General features: G+C 71.9%; 15 protein-coding genes and 1 pseudogene. 13 read left to right on the top strand and 3 right to left on the bottom strand.

Annotation, left to right across the window (positions count from 1 at the left end):
• The first annotated feature begins 14 nt into the window (after positions 1-14).
• Positions 15-1,223 (top strand): aminotransferase class I/II-fold pyridoxal phosphate-dependent enzyme, encoded by a 1,209-nt coding sequence (locus AB0M95_RS05180; RefSeq protein ID WP_363759728.1) that lies wholly within the window; start codon positions 15-17, stop codon positions 1,221-1,223.
• Positions 1,224-1,239: 16 nt separating this feature from the next.
• Here the strand turns inward: AB0M95_RS05180 and AB0M95_RS05175 are convergent, their stop codons facing one another.
• Complete coding sequence (locus AB0M95_RS05175; protein WP_363759725.1) at positions 1,240-2,178, bottom strand: YegS/Rv2252/BmrU family lipid kinase; 939 nt, start codon at positions 2,176-2,178, stop codon at positions 1,240-1,242.
• Between the two features lie 131 nt (positions 2,179-2,309).
• Positions 2,310-5,081 (bottom strand): immune inhibitor A domain-containing protein, encoded by a 2,772-nt coding sequence (locus AB0M95_RS05170; RefSeq protein WP_363759722.1) that lies wholly within the window; start codon positions 5,079-5,081, stop codon positions 2,310-2,312.
• Positions 5,082-5,409: 328 nt separating this feature from the next.
• Here AB0M95_RS05170 and AB0M95_RS05165 point away from each other — a divergent pair, with 328 nt between their 5' ends.
• The 12 genes and pseudogenes from AB0M95_RS05165 to AB0M95_RS05110 form a co-directional block, all read left to right on the top strand.
• Positions 5,410-6,768 carry an FAD-linked oxidase C-terminal domain-containing protein gene (locus AB0M95_RS05165; protein ID WP_363759719.1) on the top strand — a complete coding sequence of 453 codons (1,359 nt, stop codon included), beginning with the start codon at positions 5,410-5,412 and terminating at the stop codon, positions 6,766-6,768.
• A gap of 91 nt (positions 6,769-6,859) precedes the next feature.
• Complete coding sequence (locus tag AB0M95_RS05160) at positions 6,860-8,632, top strand: protein kinase (RefSeq protein ID WP_363759716.1); 1,773 nt, start codon at positions 6,860-6,862, stop codon at positions 8,630-8,632.
• Positions 8,633-8,777: 145 nt separating this feature from the next.
• A complete protein-coding gene (locus tag AB0M95_RS05155; protein WP_363759794.1) occupies positions 8,778-10,310 on the top strand; it encodes a carboxyl transferase domain-containing protein in 1,533 nt (510 codons plus the stop codon).
• A 4-nt stretch (positions 10,311-10,314) separates the two neighbouring features.
• Positions 10,315-12,459 (top strand): biotin carboxylase N-terminal domain-containing protein, encoded by a 2,145-nt coding sequence (locus AB0M95_RS05150; RefSeq protein ID WP_363759713.1) that lies wholly within the window; start codon positions 10,315-10,317, stop codon positions 12,457-12,459.
• Between the two features lie 16 nt (positions 12,460-12,475).
• On the top strand, positions 12,476-13,273 hold the full coding sequence (locus AB0M95_RS05145; protein WP_363759710.1) for an enoyl-CoA hydratase-related protein: 798 nt from the start codon (positions 12,476-12,478) through the stop codon (positions 13,271-13,273).
• The gene (locus AB0M95_RS05140; RefSeq protein ID WP_363759707.1) at positions 13,270-15,111 is read left to right on the top strand and encodes an acyclic terpene utilization AtuA family protein; all 1,842 of its coding nucleotides are present in this window, start codon (positions 13,270-13,272) and stop codon (positions 15,109-15,111) included. The genes AB0M95_RS05145 and AB0M95_RS05140 overlap by 4 nt, the downstream gene beginning before the upstream one ends.
• The gene (locus AB0M95_RS05135; protein WP_363759704.1) at positions 15,077-15,580 is read left to right on the top strand and encodes a DinB family protein; all 504 of its coding nucleotides are present in this window, start codon (positions 15,077-15,079) and stop codon (positions 15,578-15,580) included. The genes AB0M95_RS05140 and AB0M95_RS05135 overlap by 35 nt, the downstream gene beginning before the upstream one ends.
• Positions 15,581-15,659: 79 nt before the next feature.
• Positions 15,660-15,902: a hypothetical protein gene (locus tag AB0M95_RS05130; protein ID WP_363759701.1), complete on the top strand. Its 243-nt coding sequence runs from the start codon at positions 15,660-15,662 to the stop codon at positions 15,900-15,902.
• Positions 15,903-15,974: 72 nt separating this feature from the next.
• Positions 15,975-16,826 (top strand): helix-turn-helix transcriptional regulator, encoded by an 852-nt coding sequence (locus tag AB0M95_RS05125; RefSeq protein WP_363759698.1) that lies wholly within the window; start codon positions 15,975-15,977, stop codon positions 16,824-16,826.
• A 176-nt stretch (positions 16,827-17,002) separates the two neighbouring features.
• Positions 17,003-17,260, top strand: a complete 258-nt coding sequence (locus AB0M95_RS05120) for a hypothetical protein (protein ID WP_363759695.1) — start codon at positions 17,003-17,005, stop codon at positions 17,258-17,260.
• A gap of 179 nt (positions 17,261-17,439) precedes the next feature.
• Positions 17,440-17,673: a hypothetical protein gene (locus tag AB0M95_RS05115; protein WP_363759692.1), complete on the top strand. Its 234-nt coding sequence runs from the start codon at positions 17,440-17,442 to the stop codon at positions 17,671-17,673.
• Positions 17,670-17,975, top strand: a pseudogene (locus AB0M95_RS05110) (PIN domain-containing protein); the annotation flags it as partial. The gene AB0M95_RS05115 and the pseudogene AB0M95_RS05110, both read left to right, overlap by 4 nt.
• A gap of 98 nt (positions 17,976-18,073) precedes the next feature.
• On the opposite strand, the gene AB0M95_RS05105 reads toward AB0M95_RS05110, so the two are convergent.
• Positions 18,074-18,373, bottom strand: coding sequence for a hypothetical protein (locus AB0M95_RS05105; protein ID WP_363759800.1), 300 nt, complete (start codon positions 18,371-18,373; stop codon positions 18,074-18,076).
• Positions 18,374-18,388: the final 15 nt, after the last annotated feature.

Raw genomic sequence — 18,388 nt, 5'->3', positions numbered from 1 at the left:
GCGAAAGGATGATCATGACCAGCACAGGCGGCGGCCACGCGGGCCCTCTGTCCGCGTTCACCCTCGACCAGCTCCGGGAACGGCGCAGCTCCAAGTGGCGGGAGTACCCACCGGAGGTGCTGCCGCTGTGGGTGGCGGAGATGGACACCCCGCTCGCCGAGCCGATCGCGGCGGCACTTGCCGAGGCCGTCGGCCGGGGCGACACCGGGTACGCCATCGCCGGAGGGCTGCCCGAGGCGTTCGCCGGGTTCGCCGCGCGCCGGTTCGGCTGGCGGCCCGACCCGGCCGCGATGCGCCTGGTGCCGGACGTCATGGCGGGCATCCTCGAGGCGCTGCACCTGGTCACCGAGCCCGGGGACCGGGTCGTGCTCAACACCCCCGCCTACCCCCCGTACTTCCACTGGCTGCCCCGCATCGGCCGCCAGGTCGTCGAGAACCCGCTGGTGCTCACCCCCTGCGGCTACCGGCTGGACCTCGCCGCCCTCGAGCGCGACTTCGCCGCCGGGGCCTCGGCCTTCCTGCTGTGCAACCCGCACAACCCCACCGGCGTGGTCTTCGGCGAGGAGGACCTGCTGGCGCTGGCCGCCCTCGCCGACCGATACGGGGTGCGGGTCGTCTCGGACGAGATCCACGCCCCGCTCGTCTACGACGGGGCCCGTCACGTGCCGTTCGGGTCGCTGGACGCCACGGCCGCCGCGCGCTCGATCACGCTGGCCTCGGCCTCCAAGGCGTGGAACCTCGCCGGGCTGAAGGCGGCGCTGGCCGTCCCCGGCGCGGAGGCCCACGCCGACGTCGCGCGCATCGCCCCCGAGGTGGCCGACGGCGCCGGGCTGCTCGGCGTGATCGCCTCGGAGGTGGCCTTCACCGCGGGCGAGCCGTGGCTGGAGGAGCTGATGGCCGACCTCACCGCCAACCGGGCGCTGCTCGGCGAGCTGCTGTCCGAGCGGCTGCCCGAGGCCGGGTACCAGCCGCCGCAGGCGACCTACCTCGCCTGGCTGGACCTGCGCGCGCTCGGGCTCGGCGACGACCCCGCCGAGTGGTTCCGGCGGCGGGGCGACGTCGCGGTGTACCCCGGGCCGAAGTTCGGGGCCCCCGGGCGCGGGTTCGCCCGGTTCAACTTCGCGACGTCCCCCGAGCGGGTGACCGACGCGGTCGGCCGGATGGCGGCCTCGCTGGCCGGCCGTCCCCGCGCCGGCGCGAGCGGGAACCCGGCACGTCCCTAGCCGCCGTGCCCGCCGATCAGGTGTCGACGAAGCGCGGGGGCACCATCACCCGCAGGCCGTTCGGGATCGTGCGGATCGTCAGCGGCGTGCGCAGGCGGACCTCGCCGTCGACGTCGGCGGCGATGGAGGGCTCGGTCTCCAGCAGCATCTCGCCGCCGGTGACGAACGGCCCGCCCGCCAGGCTGCGCCAGCGCCCGCCCGCCGCCCGCATCATCGTCTCGGCGATCAGCCGGAGCCGCTTGCCCGAGCCGAGCTGGTAGGCGACCAGGCGGCGGTTGTCGATGCTGATGTCCCGGGCGATCTGCCAGCCGCCGTGGTAGCGCCCGTTGGCGATGTTGAGCTGGTGGGTCAGCAGCTCGTGACGCCGGCCGTCCACGGTGATGAAGGCGCGGAAGGGCCTGTGCCCGGGCAGGACGGCGAGCGCCGTCAGCGGGTAGGCCGCGCGGCCGAGCGCGCGCTTGAGCCAGGGCTTCACCGTTCCTGCGACCTCGACCGACACCCCGAAGCTGGCGAGGTTGGCGAAGGGGCGGTCACCCGCCATGCCGAGGTCGATGTCGGCGACCTTGCCCCTGCTGAACACCTTGACGGCCTGGGCGAGGTCGAGGGGCAGGCCGAGGCTGCGGGCGAAGTTGTTGGTGGTGCCGAGCGGCAGCACGCCGAGCGCTACGTCGCGGTGGGCGACGTGCTTGACGGCCTCGCTCAGGCTGCCGTCGCCCCCGCCGACCACGAGCAGGTCGGGCCGCTGGTCCAGCGCCTCGTTGATCGTCTGCGGGAGCCGCGACGGATCCATGACCGCGTACGACCGCAGCGGGCGGAACCCGTCGGCCTCCAGCAGCCGCAGCGACGCGAAGTAGCTGTGGCGCCCCTTGCGGGATCGGGTGTTCACCACCAGGACGGCCCGGCGCAGATCGCGGATCGCCGCCGTGTGCTCCGCCTTGCTCCGCAGCTCGCTCACCGATCTTCCGTCCTTAGCGTTTCCGGGGGGACATGCCGTGCAGTCGCGAAAGGTCCTGGACAGCGTACGGGACGGGCCCGGCGATGCCGTACCCGTCCCGTAGGCCTTATGGCTGGGTTACTTCGGGGGTGTTACTTCTTCGGCGCGGTGAACTGCGCGATCACGCCGAGGTTGCCCGGCAGCGGGGCGAGGAGCTGGATCTTGACGCCGAGCTGCTTGCCCTCGTCACCGGGGTTGCCGGAGCCGAGGGTGAAGCCGTTGATGTCCTCTCCGTACAGGTCGGTCGCGGGGGTGCCGTCGGCGTTGACCACGCGCAGGGAGTACGGCTCGTTGTTCTTGGACGGGACGACCGCGGAGCCGTCGCGGAACCGGTAGAACAGGCCCGTGTCGCGGCTCTCCAGGCCGGGGTACCAGCCCTTGGCGTCGGTGAACGTGGCGACCGGGTTCTGCGGCTGGAACTGCGTGCAGTACTCGGTGAACGCCGCGCCCTCGATGCACTCCTTGAAGGGGTACGTCTTGATGAAACCGAAGGCCGCGTTGGAGGCCTGCGGGCGGGACGGGATGTTCTTCAGCGTGCTGGTGTCGATCGTGGCCGCCTCGCCGGTGCGGCGCAGCGGGTCGAAGTGGGAGTCCACCAGCAGGAGCTGGCCCTTGGCGCCCGGGGACGGCAGCTCCCAGACGTTGCTCGCCGGGTTGTTGTAGCCGAGCGAGGCGTCACGCAGCCACACGAGCATGCCCGGGGCGTTGTAGCGGACCTTCTCGACCTTCCACGCGCCCTGGCGGTTCCAGGTCGTGTCGTAGGTGTAGTTCAGGCCCTTGTCGAAGCCGTCGAGGTTGCGCCACTCGGCGAGGTAGTACTGGGCGCTCTTCAGGAAGCCCGGGTGCTGCACCCAGCCCGCGCCGGTGGTGTCGACGAAGGTGCCCTTGACGGCGGTCCAGCCGGCCGCGCCGGACTCGACGTCGTCGCTCCAGACGGTGCTGCCGCCGCTGACGACCGAGAAGTCGTCGACGAACCAGCCGCGCTGGTTGGCGGCGGCGTCGGTGGCGTACCGGAGGCGGAGCTTGACGTTCTGGCCGGCGAACGGGGCCAGGTCGGCGTAGTAGTGCTGCCAGCCGCCGGAGTCGCCGGTCAGGCCGTACTTCTTGTTGCCGTAGTCCTTCAGCCGCTTGTTCGGGTCGGCGTAGCCGTCGTCGGTGGAGACGAGCGCGCCGTCCGCGCCGTAGATCTTCTGCTCGTTCCAGGTCGTGCCGCCGTCGGTGGAGACCTCGACGAAGCCGAAGTCCCAATCGCCTTCGATGGTGTAGTCGTTCCAGAACCAGAACCTGGTGTCGGCCCCGGCCGGGACGGCGATGTCGCGGGTCAGCTTGACGTCGGCCCAGTCCTGGTCGTTGCTCGCCCAGTAGACGTTGGTACCGCTGTGCGGGGTCGTGAGCGTGACGTCCTTGTCCGGCAGGTTGACCCGGACGCCGTCCTCGGTGAGCTTGGGCGTGCGCGAGGACTGGCCCACGGTGACGAGCTTGGTGCCGTCACCGGGGTTGAGGACCTTCGGGTTGGCCCAGCCGAGCACCCACTTGTCCCACAGGCCCATGTGGATCGGCATGGACTGGAAGATCGGGCCGGAGTGGGAGCCGGTGGACATGAGGTCCCAGAACTCGACGTCGCTGTCACCGGAGCCGGTCGCGTCGTAGAGGTCGGGCAGGCCGAGGTCGTGGCCGTACTCGTGGGCGAACACGCCGACACCCGAGTTCTCCGGCTGCACGATGTAGTTGGAGATCTTGATCGAGGTGCCGGGGATGGTGTAGCCGCCGGGGATCGCGCTGGAGTGGGCCCAGATCGCGAAGGTGCCCTGGGCGCCGCCGCCGCTGGACTTGTCCTCACCGGCGTGGACGAGCACCAGGTGGTCGATCACGCCGTCGGGCTCGTTGTAGTTGCCGTCGCCGTCGGCGTCGGAGGTGTCCTCCTGGTCGTATTCGGACCAGTTGAAGTTCGGGTTCGCCTTGACCAGCTCGTTCACGGCGTCCACGCCGAGCTGGGCGGCGCCGCGCGGGTTGTCGGGGTGGCCGGAGGAGTCCTGGATGGCGGCGTGGCAGGCGCCGGCGCCGTACCAGGCCTCGGAGTGCGGGACCTTGATCCAGCCGATCGCCTCACCGGTGACGGTGTAGGCGCCCTTGGACATCTCCTCGTACATGTTCTTCATGGTGTAGCCGGAGATGTCGATGCCCGGCTTGCCGTCACGGGGGTCCTTCAGGTCCGTGCGGACCCGCTGGGTGATGCCCGTGCCGGAGTAGAGCATGTTGTTGTAGTGGGCGTTGTTGAAGTCCGCCACCCACATGGAGTTGTTGTCCTTGCCGCCCCCCGCGGCCAGGGCGGGGTTCGGGATCGTGTTGTGCAGCGGCCCGTTGATCTTGGTGCCGGGCGGCTCGGTGACGCAGTCGTCCGCGTTGGCCGTCGACTTCGGGTGGCTGAACCCGGAGAAGTCGTCGTTGGCGTTCTCGTTGAACTCGACCAGCAGCGTGAGCAGCTTGGCCTTGTTCGTCGTCTTCGCCTTCTTGTACAGGAACTCGTAGGGGTTCTTGCCGGTGTGGACGGCCTGGCGCTCGTGCTTGGCGAGCTCACGCGCCGCGACCGGGTTGCCCTCGGCGAACTTGTGGTCGATGTCCTCGGCAGTGGGGGTGCCCGCCTGCCGCTTACCGGTGGCGGTGTCCACCTTCTCGTCGGACTTCGACGCGGTGTCGCTCTGCACCCGCGGCGGCGCGTAGTTGATGTAGTAGTCGCTCGCCTTGGGCACGTACCTGGCGACCGTCGTGTCCCCCGACGCCGCGGCACCCGTGACCGCGAGGCCGGCGGCCGCCAGTCCCACGACCGGCAGCACGGCGACGAGCCGCCTGATTTTACGTGACAACAGGATTCCTCCTCCGCCCGTGGCCGGGCTTCACCCGGGTTCACCGGGCGACGTCCAAGGCGCGCCGGGATGGACGCGCCAGCAGTGGAGATCCGGTGCGTCCACCATGGAACGCCCCAGAATCGGCAAAGCGGACGTTAGAGGAAAAAGTAAAGTTACAGTAAAGTCGTCCGAGGATGTTGTGAAATCGTCATACGGATCGGACGGCGGGGGCGGGGTTTGCGGCTTCCGGGACGTCCACAACCCCCTTTACCGGCGCACACGACTAGACATATCACCCCTTGACCTGATTGGTCGGGTTTTCCAGGGAGAACGTACAGTCACAGGCGTGAACGCTCTCGCTGACCTGGTCGACGCCCTCCCCGCCGGACGAGTCCTGACAGATCCAGACGTCACCGGCTCCTACGCCCGCGACCAGACCTTCCTCGTGCCGGGCACCCCGCTGTGCGTCGTGACGGCCCAGACCCGCGACGACGTCGTCACGACCCTGCGCTGGGCCACCGAGCACCGCGTGCCGGTCGTCCCCCGGGGCGCGGGCACCGGGCTCGCGGGCGGCGCGACGGCCGTCGACGGCTGCGTGACGTTGTCCCTCGCGCGCATGACCGCCATCCGCGAGCTGTCCCCCGCCGACGAGATCGCCGTCGCCGAGCCCGGCGTGATCACCGCCGACCTGGACCGCGCCGCGCGCGAGCACGGGCTGATGTACGCCCCTGACCCGTCGTCCTACGAGATCTCCACCATCGGCGGCAACCTCGCCACCAACGCGGGCGGGCTGCGCTGCGTGAAGTACGGCGTCACCCGCGACTCCGTGCTCGGCCTGGAGGTCGTGCTGGCCGACGGCAGGGTCATCTCGACCGGGCGCCGCACCATGAAGGGCGTGACCGGGTACGACCTGACGGGCCTGTTCGTCGGCTCGGAGGGCACGCTCGGCGTGATCACCTCGGCCACCCTGCGGCTGCGCCGGGCCCCCACCCTGCCGCCGGTCACCATCGCCGCCGAGTTCCCCTCGCTGCGCGCCGCGGGCGACGCCGTGGCCGCCATCGTCGCGGCCGGGTGCCGGCCGTCGCTGCTGGAGCTGATGGACCGCAACACGCTCAAGGCGATCGACGACTGGAAGAACATCGGCCTCGAACCCGGCGTCCAGGCCATGCTGATCGCGCAGGCGGAGGGCGACGCGCCCGGCGACGCCGCCGAGATGGCACGGCTGTGCGAGCGGAACGGGGCCGGCTTCGTCGCGGTGTCCTCAACGCCGGAGGAGACCGAGGAGCTGATCGGCATCCGGCGCCTGGCCTACTCCGCCAAGGAGCGGCTCGGGGCGTGCCTGGTGGAGGACGTGTGCGTCCCCCGCTCGGTGCTGCCGGACATGATCTCCGCGGTCGAGCGGGCCGCCGTCCGCCACGACGTGCTGATCTGCACGATCGCGCACGCCGGGGACGGGAACCTGCACCCGGTGTTCGTCTTCGACCGGAGCCTGCCCGAGCCGCCGGAGAACGTATGGGCGGCGGCCGACGAGGTCTTCCACGCCGCGCTCGACCTCGGCGGCACGCTCACGGGCGAGCACGGCGTCGGGCTGCTCAAGCGGCGCTGGCTCGGCCTGGAGAACGGGCCTGTGGTGAGCGAGGTCCAGCGGGGGATCAAGCAGGTCTTCGACCCTCTGGGCATTCTGAACCCCGGCAAGGCCATCTGACGCGGAACTGACCATGAACCCCCGATATCACGTGTCTCGCTGGTAGCGTTCTTTCGCAGAACGGGCAGACGGGCGGATATCGGGGGTCGGGGTGGCACAGGCGCTCACGGACGAAGATCCGCGCCGCCTCGGCGCGTTCGAGATCACCGGGCGCCTCGGCGAGGGCGGCCAGGGCGTCGTCTACCTCGGCAGGGCCACCGACGGGCGGCAGGTGGCGATCAAGCTCCTGCACGCGCGGCTGTCCTCCGACCCCGAGGCCCGGGGGCGCTTCCTGCGCGAGGTCTCGGTCGCGCAGCGCGTGGCCCGGTTCTGCACCGCCGCCGTCCTGCACGCCGACCTCGCCGGCAACCGGCCCTACATCGTCAGCGAGTACGTGCCGGGGCCGTCCCTGCGCCAGCTCGTCGAGCGCGAGGGGCCGCGCCAGGGGGCCGCGCTGGACCGCCTGGCGATCAGCACGGCGACCGCGCTCTCGGCCATCCACCGGGCGGGCATCCTGCACCGCGACCTCAAGCCCGCCAACGTGCTCATGGGCCCGGAAGGCCCCGTGGTCATCGACTTCGGCATCGCCAAGGCGCTGGACTCCCCCGGCGCGACCATCACCCAGGACACCCTCGGCACCCCGTCGTACCTGGCGCCCGAGCAGCTCAGGGGCGCGCCCGTCACGCCCGCCGTGGACCTGTTCGCCTGGGGCGTCACGATGGTCTTCGCCGCCACCGGGCGGCCGGCCTTCGGCGCGGACTCGATCCCCGCGGTGATCAACCGCATCCTCAACGAGAGTCCCGACCTGTCCGCGCTGGACGGGCCGCTGCGCGACATCGTGGCCGCGTGCCTGTCGAAGGACCCCGCCCGGCGACCCGCGGCCGACGACGTCGTCGCCCACCTGATGGGCCGGGCGTCCGCCCCGCCGGGGACCCCCGCCCCTCCGGGGACGCCCACACTGGGGACGCCCACACTGGGGGCGGCCGCACTGGGGGCGGCCGCACGGCCGGGAACGCCCGGGGCGGCCGGGCCGGACCGGCGCGAGACGCGGCGCGGGCGCAGGGCCGTCCTGATGCCGGTCACGGCGGGAGCGGTGGCCGCCGTCCTGGCCGCGGGCGGCGCGCTGATCGTCCAGACGGTCGCCTCCTCGGCGGCCCCGGCCCCGTCACCGGCCGCGCCCACGAGCTCCGAGCCGCTGGTGGAAGGCATCTCGTCGGCCGTGCCCTCCCCGGTCCCGAGCACCCCGCACCCGTCGCGGAGCCGCACGCCCCGCCCCACGGCCGGGACGACCCGCCAGGCCACCGCCCCGGCCAAGCCGACCCACGCCGCGAGGGCCTCGGCGTCCCCGTCACCGTCGAAGGCGCCGTCGAGGAAGCCGTCGAACTCCCCGTCCGCCTCGGCCGAGCCCACGCGCTCGCCGACCCCCACGGCGAAGCCGACCGCGACGAGCAAGCCCACGGCGAGCCCGACGGCCAAGCCCACCGTCACGCCCACGCCCAAGCCGACCGTCACGCCCACGACGCAGCCCACGGTGAAGCCGACCCCCAAACCCACGCCCAAGCCGAACCCGTACACGGCGGCCCAGGTGTGCGGGGCGGGGTACAAGGTGCTCGAATCCCACGCGTTCGGCTCCGGGACGGCCTATCTGCTCTACAACGCCACGGCGGGCAAGAACTGCGTCGTCACGCTGTCGAAGTACGTCGTGCCGCAGAAGGTCAGGATGATCGCGATCCTCCAGGTGAAGGGCGGCGCCACCGGGAACGACACGGGCAACTACACGGCCTACGCCGGGCCGGTCCGCCTCGCCGCCAAGAATGTGTGCGTGATCTGGGGCGGCGGGTACGGCTCCGTCACGTGGAAGAGCGGCTGGTCCCACTGCGGCTGACCGGGTCCCGCGCCGAAACCGTCGGTGCGGTGTACTACCTTCTGGGCCAGGCTTCTGGATCAGGCCACCGGCATCCGGGGAGTGAAGCGTGATCGACAGCAGGCTCGACGCCGCGAGCGCCGACCACCGGGCGAGGCGCGAGGCCATGCTGGCCAAACTGCGCGACCTGGAGGCCGAGCAGGCCAAGGCCGTGGCGGGCGGCGGGCCCAAGTACGTCGAGCGCCACCACGGGCGCGGCAAGCTGCTCGCCCGCGAACGCGTCGAACTGCTCCTGGACCCCGACTCGCCCTTCCTGGAGCTGTCGCCGCTCGCCGCGTGGGGCACCGACTTCCCCGTGGGCGCGAGCGTGGTCACCGGCATCGGGGTGGTCGAGGGCGTCGAGTGCGTGATCATCGCCAACGACCCGACCGTGCGCGGCGGCGCGTCGAACCCGTGGACGCTGCGCAAGACGCTGCGCGCGGCCGACATCGCGCTGGAGAACCGGCTCCCGCTGATCAACCTGGTCGAGTCGGGCGGCGCCGACCTGCCCACCCAGAAAGAGATCTTCATTCCCGGCGGGCGCGTGTTCCGCGACCTGACCCGCCTGTCGGCCGCCGGAGTCCCCACCGTCGCCATCGTCTTCGGCAACTCGACCGCGGGCGGCGCGTACGTCCCGGGCATGAGCGACCACGTGGTCATGGTCAAGGAACGCGCCAAGGTCTTCCTGGGCGGCCCGCCGCTGGTCAAGATGGCCACCGGCGAGGAGGCCGACGACGAGTCGCTGGGCGGCGCCGAGATGCACGCCCGGGTCTCGGGCCTCGCCGACCACCTCGCGCTGGACGAGCACGACGCGCTGCGCCTCGGCCGCCGCATCGTGCGGCGCCTCAACCACCGCAAGCCGGGCCCGCCGCCGGGCCCCGCCCGGCCTCCCCTCTACGACGAGGAAGAGCTGCTCGGCATCGTCCCCGAGGACCTGCGCGTCCCGTTCGACCCGCGCGAGGTGATCGCCCGCGTCGTCGACGCCAGCGAGTTCGACGAGTTCAAGCCGCTGTACGGCGAGAGCCTGGTCACCGGGTGGGCCGAGCTGCACGGGTACCCGATCGGCATCCTGGCCAACGCCCGCGGCGTGCTGTTCAGCGACGAGTCGCGGAAGGCGGCGCAGTTCATCCAGCTCGCCTGCCGCGCACGCACCCCGCTGCTGTTCCTGCAGAACACCACCGGCTACATGGTCGGCAAAGAGTACGAGCAGGGCGGCATCATCAAGCACGGCGCCATGATGATCAACGCGGTGTCCAACTCGACCGTCCCGCACCTCACCGTCGTGATGGGCGCCTCCTACGGGGCCGGCAACTACGGCATGTGCGGGCGAGCGTACGACCCGCGCTTCCTGTTCTCGTGGCCGAGCGCCAAGTCGGCCGTCATGGGCCCCGCCCAGCTCGCCGGGGTGCTCTCGATCGTCGGGCGGGCCGCCGCGCAGGCCCGCGGCCAGGTCTACGACGAAGAGGCCGACGCGGCGATGCGCCAGATGGTCGAGACGCAGATCGAGTCGGAGTCGCTGCCGTTCTTCCTGTCCGGGCGACTGTACGACGACGGGGTGATCGACCCGCGCGACACCCGCACCGTCCTCGGCCTGTGCCTGTCCGCCATCGGCAACGCCCCCGCCCCCGCCGGACCCGGGTTCGGCGTCTTCCGGATGTGAGCCCATGATCAGTCGCCTGCTGGTGGCCAACCGCGCCGAGATCGCCCGCCGTGTCTTCCGCACGTGCCGCGACCTCGGCATTGAGACCGTCGCGGTGTACTCCGACGCCGACGCCGGCTCCCCGCACGCCGCCGAGGCCGACCACGCCGTGCGGCTGCCCGGTGCCAGGCCCGCCGACACCTACCTCGACATCGCGGCGGTCGTGGACGCGGCGCTGCGGGCGGGCGCCGACGCCGTCCACCCCGGCTATGGCTTCCTGTCCGAGAACGCCGCGTTCGCACGGGCCGTCCTTTCCGCCGGGCTGACGTGGGTGGGGCCGTCGCCGGACGCGATCGCCCGCATGGGATCCAAGATCGAGGCCAAGGCGCTGATGGCCGAGGCCGGGGTGCCGGTTCTCGCCTCGGTCTCCCCCGAGTCCGCGGACGGCCTGCCGTACCCGCTGCTGGTGAAGGCCTCGGCGGGCGGCGGCGGGCGCGGCATGCGCGTCGTCCGCGACCCGGCCGGGCTCGCGTCCGCGCTCGAAGCGGCCGGAGGCGAGGCGCTGGCGGCCTTCGGCGACGGCACCGTGTTCGTCGAGCCCCTGCTGGAGCACGCCCGCCACGTCGAGGTGCAGGTCCTCGCCGACGCCCACGGCACCGTCTGGACGCTGGGCGAGCGCGAGTGCTCGATCCAGCGCCGCCACCAGAAGGTCGTCGAGGAGACGCCCTCCCCGGGCCTGTCCCCCGCCGTCCGCGAGGAGCTGCGCGAGGCCGCCGTCCGGGCCGCCAAGGCGATCGGCTACGCCGGGGCGGGCACCGTCGAGTTCCTGGTCCGGGAGGACGCTCACGGGCACACGGTCGCGTTCCTGGAGATGAACACCCGCCTGCAGGTCGAGCATCCGGTGACCGAGTGCGTGTACGGCGTCGACCTGGTGCGCCTGCAACTGGAGGTCGCCGAGGGCGCCCGCCTGGCCGCCGAGCCGCCCGAGCCGTCCGGCCACGCCATCGAGGTCCGCCTGTACGCCGAGGACCCCGCCGACGGGTGGCGTCCCCAAGCGGGCACGCTGCGCCTGTTCGAGGTGCCGGGCGTGGACGCCCGCTTCGGGACGCCCGCCGGGGCGGCGTACGGCCTGCGGCTGGACTCGGGGGTCGAGACGGGGTCGCGCGTCGGCACGCACTACGACCCGATGCTGGCCAAGGTGATCGCCTGGGGGCCCGAGCGCGCGGCGGTGGCGCGGCGCCTCGCGTCCGCGCTGGCCCGCGCGCGCGTGCACGGCCTGACCACCAACCGCGACCTGCTCGTGCGCGTACTACGGCACGAGGCGTTCCTGGCGGGCGACACCCACACCGGCTTCCTGGACGTCCACGACCTCACGTCCGTGCCGGCGCCCGCATCTGGAACGGCGTCCGCGTCCGGCACGGCGTCCGCGCCCGTGGCCCGGTCCGCTTCCGAGACCGGATCAGAGTCCGGATCCGAGGCCGCTTTCGAGACCGGATCAGAGGCCGAGCCCCGGGCCGAGTCCAGGGCCCCGGCCGTCGCGGGGGTGCCGTTGTCGGCGCTGGCCGCCGCGCTCGCGCTCGCCGCGGGTCGCCGGGCCGCCGCGCCGGTGCTGGGCGGGCTGCCGAGCGGCTGGCGCAACGTCCCCTCCCAGCCGCAGCGCGCCGCGTTCGAGGGGCCGGGCGGGCGGGTCGAGATCGCCTACCGGCTGACCCGCGACGGCCTGCGCGCCGAGGGCTTCGATGACGTCCGGCTCGTCTCGGCCACCCCCGCGCTGGTCGTCCTCGACGTCGCCGGGGTCGCCCGGCCCTTCACCGTCGCCCGGTACCCCGGCGGCGCGCGTGCCCGCGCGCACGACGCCGCGCATGACGACGTGTGCGTGGACTCCCCTCTCGGCTCGGTCCGGCTGACGGCGCTGCCCAGGCTCCCCGAGCCGGTCGCGCGGCTCGCCCCCGGTTCCCTGCTCGCCCCCATGCCGGGTACGGTCCTGCGGGTCGAGGTCGCGTCCGGGGCCCTGGTCGCCGCCGGGCAGCCGATCCTGACGCTGGAGGCGATGAAGATGGAGCACGAGATCCGCGCCCCCTCGGCCGGGGTGCTGTCCGCGCTGAACGCGACGCCCGGCCTCCAGGTGGAGGCGGGGGCGGTCCTGGCCGTGATCGAGGAGGCTCAGTGAGAAGGAAGGTGCTGCGGTGACCACGCTGGTCCACCACGAGACGGGGGGCGGGGTCGCCACCGTCACCCTGGACTCGCCGTCCAACCGGAACGCGCTGTCGGTGCGCCTCCTCGGCGAGCTGGAGCGCGCGCTGCAGGACGCCATCGGCGACGAGGCCGTGCGCGTGATCGTGCTCACCGGCACGGGCCCGGTGTTCTGCTCCGGTGCCGACCTCAAGGAGCAGGCGCCCGCGCGCGCCGAGCGCCCGGACGACGCGCCGGTCACCGCCTCCTTCCCCGGCATCATGAGCCTGATCTGGCAGAGCCCCAAGCCGGTGGTCTGCCGGCTGAACGGCACCGCGCGCGCCGGAGGGCTCGGGCTCGTGGCCGCGTGCGACTTCGCCATCGCGCCCGACTCGGCGACGTTCGCGTTCAGCGAGGTGCGGCTCGGCGTCGTCCCCGCGATGATCTCGGTGACGGTGCTGCGGCGGCTCGACCCGCGCGCCGCCGCCGAGTACTTCCTCACCGGCGAGGTGTTCGACGCCGCGCGCGCCGCCGAGATCGGCCTGCTGACCCGCACCGTCCCGGCGGAGGAGCTCGACGCCACGGTCGCGCGGTACGCGGACATGCTCCTGCGCGGCGGCCCCGAGGCGCTGGCGATCACCAAGCGGCTGGTCCGGGAGGTTCCGGGCATGACGGTGGACGAGGGCATGCGGCGCATGGCCGAGCTGTCCGCCCAGCGCTTCACCTCCGCCGAGGGACAGGAGGGTCTGCGGGCCTTCATGCAGAAGCGCCCGGCCTCGTGGGTCCCCTCCGCCGGGAACCCCGCCACGTGACGACCTCCGGCGCCCCGCTGCGCGTCGCCAACTGCAGCGGGTTCTACGGCGACCGGCTGTCGGCCGCCCGCGAGATGGTCGAGGGTGGGCCGATCGACGTGCTCACCGGGGACTGGCTGGCCGAGCTCACCATGCTGATCCTCGCCGGCAACCGGCTGAAGGGCCGCCCCGGGTACGCGCGCACGTTCCTCACCCAGATGGAGCAGGTCCTCGGCACGTGCCTGGACCGGGGCATCAAAATCGTGTCGAACGCGGGCGGTCTGGACCCGGCCGGGTGCGCGCGGGCCGTCGCCGAGCTGGCCGGCCGGCTCGGGCTGGACGCGCGGGTCGCGCACGTGACCGGCGACGACCTGACCGGGCGGGATCTCGGCGCCCTCGGCGCCCTGGTGAACCTCGACACCGGTGAGCGGCTGGAGGCCGCGCCCCTGACCGCCAACGCCTACCTCGGCGGCCGGCCCATCGCCGCAGCCCTGGAGCTCGGCGCCGACGTCGTGGTGACCGGCAGGGTGACCGACGCGGCGCTGGTGACCGGCCCGGGCATGTGGCGGTTCGGCTGGGGTCCGGGCGACCTCGACGCGCTCGCCGGGTCGGTCGTCGCCGGGCACGTCATCGAGTGCGGCTGCCAGGCGACGGGCGGCAACTACGCGTTCTTCGCCGAGGTGCCCGATCTCGCGCACTGCGGCTTCCCGATCGCCGAACTGCACGCCGACGGCTCCAGCGTGATCACCAAGCACCCGGGCACGGGCGGCCGCGTGTCGGTCGGCACGGTGACCGCGCAGCTCCTGTACGAGATCGGCTCGCCCCGCTACCTCGGCCCGGACGTCGTGGCACGGTTCGACACGATCCACCTGGAACCGGACGACGAGGACCGCGTCCGCGTCTCGGGCGTCCGGGGCGAACCGCCGCCGGGCACGCTGAAGGTCGCCCTCAACCACCTCGGCGGCTACCGCAACACCATGACGCTCGTCCTCACCGGCCTGGACATCGAGGCCAAGGCGCGGGTCTCGCTGGACGCCGTGTTCGCCCGCGTCCCGCGCGAGTCCTTCGACCAGGTGCACGTGGAGCTGACGCCCCTGGCCGCGCCGGACGGGCCGGGCGCGCTCGCGCTGCTGCGCGTCACGGTGATGGACGCCGACCAGAAGAAGGCGGGGCGCGCGTTCTCCTCCGCCGTCGTCGAGACGGGGCTCGCGAGCTTCCCGGGGTTCTACGCGCTCACTCCTCCGGGCGAGGCGTCGGCGTACGGGGTGTACTGGCCGGGCGCCGTCCCCGCCGGCGCCGTGCGGGCCGAGGTGTGGTTCGGCGACGCGCGTGCCTGGCAGGACTCCCCCGCCGATCACCCGCCCGCCGAGGCCCTGGCTCCGGGCGGCGAGGCCCTGGTTCCGGACGGCACGACGGGCGATCCCGGCGCCGCGAGCCCGGCGGCGGGCGGGGAGTGCGGCGGCACCGTCCGGGAGGTCCCGCTGGGGACGGTCGCGGGGGCCCGGTCCGGCGACAAGGGCGGCAACGCCAACCTCGGCGTCTGGGTGCGCACGGACGCCGAGTACGCCTGGCTGGACGGCTTCCTGACCGCCGAGCGGCTGCGGAGCCTCCTCCCGGCCCTGTCCTCGTGCCGGATCGACCGCCACCGGCTGCCGAACCTGCGCGCGCTGAACTTCGTCGTGCACGGCCTGCTCGGGCGGGGCGTGGCGGCGAGCCCGCGCATGGACGCCCAGGCCAAGGCACTGGGAGAGGAGCTCAGGGCGGTGGTGGTCCCGATTCCCATAACCGTTGGACAGGCAGGCGCGGGTCTAGCAGGCTCCTTCCATGACGCGAACGGACACACCTCCCACCTGGGATGAACGCGCCACACTGACCACCATGCTCGACTACGTCCGGGCCACGGTCCACGCCAAGTGCGAGGGCCTGGCCGAGGACGACGCCCGCGCCACGCCGCTGCCCACCTCGCCGCTGATGAGCATCAGCGCGCTGGTCGGCCACGTGCGGTGGGTGGAGCACTCCTGGATCCAGGTCCGGCTGCTCGGCGAGGAGGACCGCGGCCCCTGGACCGACGAGGACCCCGACCGCGAGATGCGGATCGCGACCGAGATCCCGCTGGAGCGGCTCCTCAAGGAGTACGAGGAGCAGTGCGCGCGCTACCGCGAGCTGGTGGCCGTGACCGACCTCGACACCGTGGCGAAGAAGCCCACGAGGAGCGGCACGTACGTCACGCTGCGCTGGATCATGCACCACCTCATCGAGGAAACCGCCCGACATAACGGACATATCGACATTCTTCGAGAGATGGCGGACGGCGTCACCGGGGACTGACCTCCGCGACATGTCCAGATAATCTACAATTGCGCGCAATTGTGCTGTTTCGGCAGCATTACGGGGAAGGAGGACATTTATGCGCCTGCGGTTCCTGGGGTCCACATCCGAGGCCGGCGCGTGCCCGTCGCTGTACGAGACCGACCGGGGCACGATCGTCGTCCAGGGCCTCACGCTCACCGACCCGGACGCCCGGGCCGACCTGCGCGATGTCCTGGACGGCGAGTCGGCCGTGGAGGTGCCGCGCGCGCTCCTGATGGAGGTCGCGCGCACGCTCCTGTCCGGGCCCGAACCGGACATCACGGTGGTTGATCACCAATAGGGAGATCCCTATGGCACCGGAGCCCCGACCGGTCTAACCTCGTGCGAGTTCGAGGCCGACCGGAGGGTGAGGGTGAGCAGCTTTCAGCAGGCGCGGATCGACCTGGGCACCCGGCTCCGCCACCTGCGCGAGGCGGCCCAGCTGTCCGGCAAGGACCTCGCGGCGCGCCTGAACTGGCAGGCGTCCAAGGTCTCCCGCATCGAGAACGCCCGGCAGACCGCCACCGAGGACGACGTCGTGGTGTGGGGCCAGGCCGTCGAGGCGGCGCCCGAGGTCATCGACGAGCTGATCGCCGAGGCCATCGGCCTGCTGGAGCGGCACGACTCCTGGCGCCAGCGGCACAAGAGCGGGCTGGCGGCGCTCCAGGAGGACATCCGCGACCTCGAGTCGCGCACCAGGCTGTTCCGCGCGTTCGAGCCCGGCGTCATCATGGGCCTCCTCCAGACGGCCGAGTACGCGCGCAACATCTTCTGCAAGGTCCGCCGCATCTACGGCGCCACCGACGACGTCGACGCCGCGATCCGCGTCCGCATGCGCCGCCAGGAGATCCTCTACGACCCCGAGCGCCGGTTCCGCTTCGTCGTCCCCGAGGCCGCGCTGCGTTACCGGCTCGCCCCCGACGAGGTGATGCGCGGCCAGCTCGACCGGCTACTCGCCGTGACCACCCTGCCGAACGTCGAGTTCGGCGTGATCCCCTTCTCGGCCGAGCTGCCGTCCACGTTGCTCAACGGTTTCTGGATCTACAACGAGTCCCTCGTGGGCGTGCCCACCCGCACCAAGGACCTCCAGCTCCGCGACCCGGAGGACGTCGCGTTCTACGCGAGCGCCTTCGAGGATCTGTGCGAGGTCGCGGTGTTCCGTGAGAGGGCGCGCGAGGTGATCGTCCGGGTGCTCTCGGACTTCGCCCACCGGACGACCCCATAACTCACTGAAAGCCACGTAACCGAAATATTTGGATGAACCCGCCCTAACCCTCCGGCCTGGAGCCCGAAAATTCCGGTTGGGGCCAACAATCGCTCCCTAATACTCACAATTGCTTGCCCGCTACGCCAAGATCATGCAATCCTGACTTCTACGGTAGAAGTGGAGGTGAGGAGTGCATGCTGGACACCATGTCCTGCCTTGAGCGGTTCGCCCTCGCGGCCCGCGAACATATCGACCTTTCCGTGCGCGTCCTCGGCGGCACTCCGGTCACCGTCCGCGTCCGGAACCGTTTCAGCAGCACGCTGAACGAGGTCGTCACCTGCACCTCCGACGGAGTCTTCCTCACCTCCTGGGGCTACCGGCTCGGCACCGCCGACAACGTCGAGGCCGCCGCGGCCCGCCTCGCCTACCTCCTCGCCGCCATGCCCGCCTGAGCCCCACTTCGCCCGGCCACACGCGGAGCCGCCGACGGTTTTACAGCGGATGACCGTTTCCGATTCTGCGATGCTCTTGACCTGCGCCGGAGCCCGCTCACTCGCCCTCGTCGGCAAGATCATTACACGCATATCGCACGGCTCGGAAACGATCAGTTCCAGCGCGTAGACTCAGAGCCATGAGCGCTGCCGCCCCGGAAGAGTACGAGGACATGCATCGGCTGGTCGACCAGCTGACCAGAGACCAGCTCCGGGAGATCCGCGCGCACACACTGCGACTGGTCCACTCCGCCGAGCACGCCGAGAGCGACTCATGGCCTCCGGCCTTCTTCGGCTCCGTCCGTGCCGGTCGCTCTGACGTAACCGCCCGGACCGAGGAGATTCTTGCCGAGGGCTTCGGACGCGACAAGTGATCGTTGTCGACACCGGCCCACTTGTGGCCGCCACGATTTCCGATGATGCCGATCATGAACGCTGTGTCGGCGAGTTCAAGCGCCTCCACGATGCGCGACGTGAGCTCCTCGTTCCCAGCTTCGTGGCAACCGAAGTGTGCTACATGATCTCCAGATTCGGCGGTGCTGCGCCGGAGGCCGCATTTCTCCGCGCTCTCGAGTCGGACGTGTTCACGCTCGTCGAACTGACCAAGCCTGACCTCTCCAGAGTCGCCGCGCTGGTCGAGCGGTATGCGGACTTCCCCCTGGGCGCAGTAGACGCCTCGGTTGTCGCAGTGGCCGAGCGTCTGAAGATCAACGAGGTGTTCACGCTCGACGTGCGCCACTTCGCGGGCGGTCCGCCCTGTTCACGTGCCCGCGTTCACTCTGCTTCCCGGAAGATAGCGTCCAGGGCGTTGCCGTCCAGGTGGATCTCGCGTAGCCCCCGGAGCCGCGCGACCTCGGGTGGCAGGCCCGTCAGCCGGTTGCCGTCGAGCCGCAGCACCTCCGGGCCGGACAAGGTCGCGATCGAGGGCGGGAGCGCGGTGAGCCGCCGCCACGCGAGATCGACGAGACGCGGGCCCGGCCCGCGGATTTCCGCGGGCACCTCGTCCAGGCCGAAGCCGGCGGCCCGCGCCTCGGCGCCGCGGGGACGGATCGGCGTCCCGGGAGTCGTTTCCACCGCCGTACCGTACCG

Origin of the sequence: Sphaerisporangium sp. NPDC051017 (assembly GCF_040683095.1) — a bacterium.
Lineage (GTDB): Bacteria > Actinomycetota > Actinomycetes > Streptosporangiales > Streptosporangiaceae > Sphaerisporangium.
Note: the sequence above shows the minus strand (reverse complement) of the source record. Positions and strands in the feature narration are given on the sequence as shown.

Bases quoted from the DNA above. Each gene is read 5' to 3' on its own strand.
- AB0M95_RS05180 (WP_363759728.1), top strand. From the start codon at position 15: ATGACCAGCACAGGCGGCGGCCACGCGGGCCCTCTGTCCGCGTTCACC.
- AB0M95_RS05155 (WP_363759794.1), top strand. From the start codon at position 8,778: ATGCTGGCCAAACTGCGCGACCTGGAGGCCGAGCAGGCCAAGGCCGTG.
- AB0M95_RS05150 (WP_363759713.1), top strand. From the start codon at position 10,315: ATGATCAGTCGCCTGCTGGTGGCCAACCGCGCCGAGATCGCCCGCCGT.
- AB0M95_RS05135 (WP_363759704.1), top strand. From the start codon at position 15,077: ATGACGCGAACGGACACACCTCCCACCTGGGATGAACGCGCCACACTG.
- AB0M95_RS05130 (WP_363759701.1), top strand. From the start codon at position 15,660: ATGCGCCTGCGGTTCCTGGGGTCCACATCCGAGGCCGGCGCGTGCCCG.
- AB0M95_RS05120 (WP_363759695.1), top strand. From the start codon at position 17,003: ATGCTGGACACCATGTCCTGCCTTGAGCGGTTCGCCCTCGCGGCCCGC.
- AB0M95_RS05115 (WP_363759692.1), top strand. From the start codon at position 17,440: ATGAGCGCTGCCGCCCCGGAAGAGTACGAGGACATGCATCGGCTGGTC.